This window comes from Streptomyces sp. CRN 30 (genome assembly GCF_034105845.1).
Map to the genome: position 1 here is coordinate 1 of NZ_JAVRHI010000324.1, position 6,828 is coordinate 6,828.

4 protein-coding genes and 1 pseudogene are annotated in these 6,828 nt (G+C 73.0%); all 5 read right to left on the reverse strand.

Annotated elements, in window-relative coordinates; genetic code table 11:
- Positions 1–17 precede the first annotated feature (17 nt).
- The gene (locus UW392_RS34670) at positions 18–2,288 is read right to left on the reverse strand and encodes a bifunctional glycosyltransferase family 2 protein/CDP-glycerol:glycerophosphate glycerophosphotransferase (RefSeq protein ID WP_320779173.1); all 2,271 of its coding nucleotides are present in this window, start codon (positions 2,286–2,288) and stop codon (positions 18–20) included.
- A 159-nt stretch (positions 2,289–2,447) separates the two neighbouring features.
- A complete protein-coding gene (locus UW392_RS34675) occupies positions 2,448–3,347 on the reverse strand; it encodes a carbohydrate ABC transporter permease (protein ID WP_320779174.1) in 900 nt (299 codons plus the stop codon).
- Entirely contained in the window at positions 3,344–4,714 is a 1,371-nt protein-coding gene (locus UW392_RS34680; RefSeq protein ID WP_320779175.1) for a sugar ABC transporter permease, read from the reverse strand. The genes UW392_RS34675 and UW392_RS34680 overlap by 4 nt, the downstream gene beginning before the upstream one ends.
- 4 nt (positions 4,715–4,718) lie before the next feature.
- Positions 4,719–6,107 (reverse strand): ABC transporter substrate-binding protein, encoded by a 1,389-nt coding sequence (locus UW392_RS34685; protein ID WP_320779176.1) that lies wholly within the window; start codon positions 6,105–6,107, stop codon positions 4,719–4,721.
- Positions 6,108–6,295: 188 nt separating this feature from the next.
- Positions 6,296–6,828, reverse strand: a pseudogene (locus UW392_RS34690) (hypothetical protein); the annotation flags it as partial.

A 6,828-nucleotide genomic window follows, 5' to 3' on the forward strand; every position in this document is an offset into this window, starting at 1 on the left:
CGGGCGGGGTGCGCGGGTCAGAGCGGGCCGGGGACCGGGTGCGGGGTGGTCGGGGGCGGCACCGAGGACAGCGGGGGGCGGACCGGTGGGGCCGCCGCGGACGGGGCCGGGCGGCGTTCGTCCAGGGGGACGACGGGCGGCAGTTCCGCCGCGGCCTCGCCGAAGACGATGCGGCGGACGGCGCGTTCGGCGGCCCGGCCGTCGTCCCAGGGGCAGTACCGCTCCCGGAACGCCGCCCGCAGCTGCGCCGACCGCGACCCGCACCAGTGCCCGGAGGCGAAGACGTCGATCAGCTCGTCCTCGTCCCGCGCGGTCGCCCCCGGCGGGAACGCCGCCAGATCGACGTAGAGGCCGCGCGCCGACTCGTACGCCTGCCGCTCCCCGGTGTGCAGCACGATCGGCCGGTCCAGGCCCGCGTAGTCGAACATCAGCGGTGCGAAGTCGGTGACCAGCACGTCGGAGGCCAGACAGACCGCCGCCGGGTCCGGGTGGCCGCCGACGTCCACGACCCGGGCCGCCTTCGGCACCGGCGGCGGACCGTCGGGCCCGGCCTCGCCCCGTACCAGCACCACGAACCGCGGCCCGAGACGCCGCGCGACGCGCTCCAGGTCGAGGGCGAGCCGCTGGGTGCGCCGCCAGTCGCGGCGGGCCGGCGCGTACAGCACCGCGACCGAGTCGCCGGGTACGCCGAACACCTCCCGCAGCCGCGCCACGTCCGCCGCGGTCGCCCGCTGGAAGACGTCGGTACGGGGCTGCCCGCACTCCACGACCGTGTACCGGCCGGGATGCACCCGCTCCCAGGTCAGCGTCGAGTGCCGGTTCGCGGACAGCACCAGGTCCCAGCGGTCGACGTCGCGCAGCAGCGCGCGGAAGTCGGTGCCCCGCGCGGCGCCCGGACGCTCCTGGAGGTCCAGGCCCTCGTGGCCCAGCGGCGTCCCGGCCTGCGTCTGCACCAGCACCTGCCCCCGCCGCTCGACCAGCCGCGGGTCGAACGGCGCGTTGTGCACGAGGTACTTGGCCCGCGCCAGCTGCGTGAACCAGGCCGCCGTGCCGGGCCGGACCCGGCGCGGACCCGGTGGCACCGTGTGGTGCAGCTCCGCGACGGTCGCCCACGCCGTACGGATGTGCGGCGCGAAGGTACGGAACGCCTGCTCCAGCGCCCCCGGATTGCAGCCGTACCCGCCGTCGCCGTGGTCGGCGAAGAGCGCGCGGTCGGCCCGCAGCGGCAGCAGCCGCTGCACCCGGTAGTGCAGCCTGAGCACGCCGGAGCGCACGGCCCGCACCGACCGGGCGGTGATCCGCACGGTACGGCGGCCCCCGGCCGAGACCCGTCGCAGCGCCCGGTACGTGCGGTGCAGCCCGAGGCGGATCAGGCCGTGCCGCAGCCGGACCCCCAGCGGCGCCCGCGCCCCGGGCACATGATGGCGGCGCAGTTGCGCACGCGCCCGGCGCAGGAACTCGGCGCGCGAGCCGCGCGGCAGGCGGTCGCGCCGGGAGAACACCACCGCGAAGTGGTCGGCCATGCGGCGCAGCAGCACCGGCCGCCACCGGTCCAGCTCCGGGTCGGTGTCCAGGAACGCGAAGACCCGGTCGTACTGGGCGAAGATGTCCAGGTGCCGTTCGCCGGGTGTGCCCAGGATGTTGCCCCGGCGGCGCTGCCGGTAGTGCACGCAGACCCGGTCCAGGGTCGCGATCGACCGCGCCCGCATCAGGACCGGGTAGGTCCACGGGGTGTCCTCGTACAGACCCGGCGGGAACGAGAAGCCGGCGCGCTCCACGAACTCGCGGCGGCAGGTCTTGTTCCACGCCACCATCAGCAGGTTCAGCAGCCCCGGCCGGTCCGTCAGCCGGAACGGCGCCGGGCCCTCCTCGGCGAGCCGCGCGGCGGCCTGGTTGCGGACGGCGTCGCCGTTCCAGTACGTGCGCGCGTAGTCGTAGACCAGGACGTCGGGGCAGCCGGTCTCCTTCAGCCGGTCCGCCATCGCCCGCAGCGCGTCGGGGGTGAGGGTGTCGTCGCCGTCGAGGAAGACCAGGTAGTCGCCCGTGGCCTGGGCCATCCCGGCGTTGCGGGCCGGTCCGAGCCCCGCGTTGCGCGGCAGGCGGACCGGCCGTACGCGGCTGTCGCGGGCCGCGAACTCGTCGGCGATGTCCCCGCAGGCGTCCGGTGACGCGTCGTCGACCACGATCAGTTCGAGGTCCGTGAAGGACTGGGACAGCACCGACTCCAGGCATGCGTGCAGGTACGCCTGTACCTGGTATGCGGGGACGATGACACTGAACCGGGGCACGGGGACATCCATGGGTCGGCGCGGGCGTTCGGCCCGGGAACGGCCAATGGAGTGACTTGGTTACGCCGCCTGCGGCATATGGGGGACCTGTCGGGCCCCGTACGGGCGGAAGGAGGCGGTCCGTTTCCGCCCCGCCCCCTTCCGCCCGTACCCAAGCGGCTACTTGACCGCGCCCGCCATCACGCCGGACACGAACTGCCGCTGGAACGCGAAGAACACGACCAGCGGGATCACCATGGAGATGAACGCGCCGGGCGCCAGCACGTCGATGTTGTTGCCGAACTGCCGTACCTGCGTCTGCAGGGCGACCGTGATCGGCTGGCTGTCGGCGTCACTGAAGATCAGCGCGACCAGCATGTCGTTCCACACCCACAGGAACTGGAAGATGCCGAGGCTCGCGATGGCCGGCCCGCCCAGCGGCATCACCACCCTGACGAACAGCCGCAGTTCACCCGCCCCGTCCAGCCGCGCCGCCTCCAGCAGCTCGCGCGGGATCTCCGCGAAGAAGTTCCGCAGCAGGAACACCGCGAACGGCAGCCCGAAGCCGACGTGGAAGAGGATCACGCCGAACACCGACCCGAACAGGCCGATGTTCCCGAAGAGTTCGGCGATCGGGATCAGCGCCACCTGCACCGGCACCACCAGCAGCCCCACCACGCCCAGGAACCACCAGTCACGCCCCGGGAACTCCATCCACGCGAACGCGTACCCCGCCAGCGAGCCGATGACGACGACCAGGACCGTCGCCGGCACCGTGATCAGCGCGGTGTTGACGAGCGAGTCGGTGATGTCGCCGTTCTTCAGCAGCTCCGCGTAGGCGGAGAAGGTCAGCTGCGACGGCTCGGTGAACACCGTCCACCAGCCGCTGGCCGCCATGTCCTCCGGGCTGCGCAGCGACGACAGCAGCAGCCCGACCGTGGGCACCAGCCAGAACAGCCCCACGAGGATCAGCACCACCCGGACGATCCCGCCGCTGACCCCCTCGGCGAGCCGGGACCCCAGCGACCGGCGGGCCCCCGCGGCGGGCCTCCGGGTGACCGTACCCGCGTCCGCGGTCATCGCCGCACCTCCCGCCGCAGCCGCCTTACGTTGAACCACATCACCGGGATCACCAGGAGCAGCAGGAAGACCGAGATCGCGCTCGCGACGCCCGGCTGGTCCTCGGAGAAACCCTTGCGGTACAGCTCCAGCGCGAGGACGTTCGCGTCGTCCTGCGAGGAGCCGGGCGCGATGATGAAGACCAGGTCGAAGATCTTCAGCACGTTGATCATCAGGGTGACGGCGACCACCGCGAGGACCGGCGCCAGCATCGGCACGGTGATCCGCCGGAACACCTGCCACTCGTTGGCCCCGTCGACCCGTGCCGCCTCCAGCAGCTCCCGCGGCACGCCCGCGAGACCGGCCGCGATCAGCACCATCGCGAAACCGGCCCACATCCACACGTACGAGCCGATGATGGCCGGGGTGACCAGCGACGGGCCGAGCCAGTCCAGGCCGTTGTACGGCGCCTTGAAGTTGTCGCCCGGCAGCCGCAGTTGTGCCCCGTCCGCCGCGGCCGGCAGCGAGAACGTGCCGTCCTTCCCGGCCGTCGTCGACGCCACCACCTTCCCGTCCTTGACGGCCTCGATCTTCATCCCGGTGTAGCCCAGTTCGCCCGCGTCGACGCCGTTGAGTGTGCCGACGCCCTTGCCGCGGGTGAAGTCCTGCCAGGTCGTGCCGGTCACCTTGCCGGACTCGGCGCGCGGCGCCGCCGCCGTGCCCGCGTCGTCGGGCAACTGGTCGGGGGCGACCCCGACCAGCGGCAGCACGACGGTCTCACCGGCGCGCACCGGCTCCTTGGTGACGAACGCGCCGCCGCCCGCAGCCTCCAGGGGCGACTCCCGCCCCGGGTGCGCCTTCGGGAAGGCCGACGCCTCGGCGAAGGTGTCGTGCACCCCCACCCACACCGCGTTGGCGACACCCTTCTCCGGGTCCTGGTCGTACACCAGCCGGAAGATGATGCCCGCCGCCAGCATGGAGATCGCCATCGGCATGAAGACGACCAGCTTGAACGCCGTACCCCAGCGCACCCGTTCGGTCAGCACCGCGAAGATCAGACCGAGCGCCGTGGCGACCGTCGGCGCGAACACCACCCAGATGATGTTGTTCTTCAGCGCGGTGCGGATGCCGTCGTCGGTGAAGAGCGCCTCGTAGTTGTCGAACCCGGCGAAGGCGTCGCCGGACTGGTCGTAGAAGCTGCGGATCAGCGAGTACCCGATCGGGTAGACCACGAGCGCCCCGAGCAGCACGAACGCGGGCAGCAGGAACAGCGCCGCCACGGTCCTGCGGGTGCCGGTGACGCTCTTGCGCGACCTGGGGGCGGTGGGTCCCGGCGGAACCCCTGGTGTGGGTTCCGGCGCGGGACCCGCCGCTGCCGTCGACGCCATCGCGTCAGTCCCCGTAGGCGGCCGCCGCGTCCGCCTCCAGCTTCGCCTGCGTGCCCGCGACGTCCTTGGGGTCGCTCAGGAAGTCCTGCAGCGCCTTCCACTCGCCCTTGCCGGGCGTGCCGCCGAACGCCTGCGGCGCCTGGTCCGACATGTCGAAGCGGAAGTCGTCACCGGCGGCGACCAGCGCCTCGGCGATCTTCCGCTGCACGTCGTTCGGGTACGCCGCCGCGTCCACGTTCTTGTTCGGCGACAGATAGCCGCCGAGCTTCGCCTGGATCGTCGCCGCGTCCGGCGAGGCCAGGAACGTCGCCAGCGCCTGCGCCGCCTTCGAGTCCTCCAGGATCACCGCCGCGTCGCCGCCGGAGACCACCGGCGCGCTGTCGCCGACCGCCGGGAACGGGAAGACCTTGGCGTCGGTCCCGACCTCCGCCTTGGTCTCCGTGATGTTGACCTGCGCGAAGTCGCCCTCGTAGACCATGCCGGCCTTGGGCTGGTCACCGCCGGTGAAGGTCTGCGTCACCGAGGCGGGGAAGTCCGTCTGCAACGCGCCCTTCGAGCCGCCCGCGACGTAGTCCGCCTTGCCCCAGACCTCGGCGAGCGTCGTCAGCGCCGCCTTGACGGACGGGTCCGTCCACTTGATCTCGTGGGCCGCCAGCTGGTCGTACTTCTCCGGGCCCGCCTGCGACAGGTAGACGTTCTCGAACCAGTCGGTGAGGGTCCAGCCCTCCGCGCCACCGACCGAGAACGGGGTGACACCCGAGTCGTACACCGTCTGCGCGGTCGTCAGCAGCTCGTCCCAGGTCTTGGGCTCGGCGGCGCCCGCGTTCTCGAAGACCTGGGCGTTGTACCAGATCAGCGACTTGTTGGCGGCCTTGTAGTAGACGCCGTACTGCTTGCCGCCGACCTTGCCGATCTCCTGCCAGCCCGCCGAGTAGTTCTCGCCCAGCTCCTTCTGCGCCTCGGCGCCCAGCGGCTTCGCCCAGCCCTTGTCGACGGCCTGCTTGACGGCTCCCGGCTGGGGGAGCATCGCGACGTCCGGCGGCTGTCCGCCGGCGATCTTCGAGCCGAGGAAGTTGATGATCGGGTCCTGGGCGGGAACGAAGGTCACCTTGGCGCCGGTGCGCTTCTCGAACTCCGTCAGGACCGCCTTGAAGTTCTTCTGCTCGGCGCCGGTCCAGACCGCGGCGACCTCCAGGCTCTCGCCGTCCAGCTTCGGCAGGGTGACGGTGGACGCCGTCTCCTTGCCGCCGTCGTCCCCGCCGTCGTCGTTGTCGTCGCCCCCGCACGCGGTGAGCGAGAGGGCGAGCGCCCCCGCGACGGCCGCCGCGGCGGCCCGTACGGTCCTGCGTGTCCGGATGGTCCTGCGTGTCCGGATGGTGCTGCTCGTGCGCATCACTGCCCCGTTCTTCGTCCTCGTCGAACGTCGTGCGCTGTCCCGTGCGCTCTGGTGTACGCCAGGGGGGTGAGGGCGGCAAGAGCGCGTCCCTTGTCAACCGGGGGATCGTGACGCGCTCGTGACCAGGGATGGGGCACGGCGGGCGCCGGTCGGGGACGGGACGCGGGTACGCGCGTGTGACGAGGTCAGAGCAGGGACGGCACGCGGGCCGCCGCCACCTCCTTCGCCGCCCGGTCCAGCGCGCTGGCCAGGAGGGCGAGATCGGTGGGGCCGTTGCCCAGTTCGCGGACCGGGCGGCGGGCCGGCGGGTCGCCCATGCGGTGCCACTCCAGTGCCACGACCGTCGGCCGCAGCGTGGCCGTCCGCGGGATACGGCCCGTCACCCGGCCCCCCTGGAAGGGGACCGTACGCCCGTCGGGGCCGGTGAGGTGCCCGCGCCCGGGGGCCGGTCCGTCCGGACCCGGCACGGGCGCGTCGAGCACGACCCGCAGCGCGGCCCGCCGGGCCGGTTCCGTCTCGGCCGTACGGCCGCCGGGCCCCGTCGCGGCCACCAGGTGCACGCCGAGCCGGTCGCCCTCCCGCGCGACGGCCTCCAGCGCCCGCATCACCGAGCCCGCCGCGGGCCGGCCGGGCGACCCCAGCGCGGGGGTGACCAGCGCGTCCAGGTCGTCCACGACCACGACGAGCCGGGGCAGCGGCGGCGCGGCCTCCGCCCGCC

Excerpts from the sequence above, each read along its gene's own strand:
- UW392_RS34675 (WP_320779174.1), bottom strand. The coding sequence starts at position 3,347 with ATGACCGCGGACGCGGGTACGGTCACCCGGAGGCCCGCCGCGGGGGCC.
- UW392_RS34680 (WP_320779175.1), bottom strand. The coding sequence starts at position 4,714 with ATGGCGTCGACGGCAGCGGCGGGTCCCGCGCCGGAACCCACACCAGGG.
- UW392_RS34685 (WP_320779176.1), bottom strand. The coding sequence starts at position 6,107 with ATGCGCACGAGCAGCACCATCCGGACACGCAGGACCATCCGGACACGC.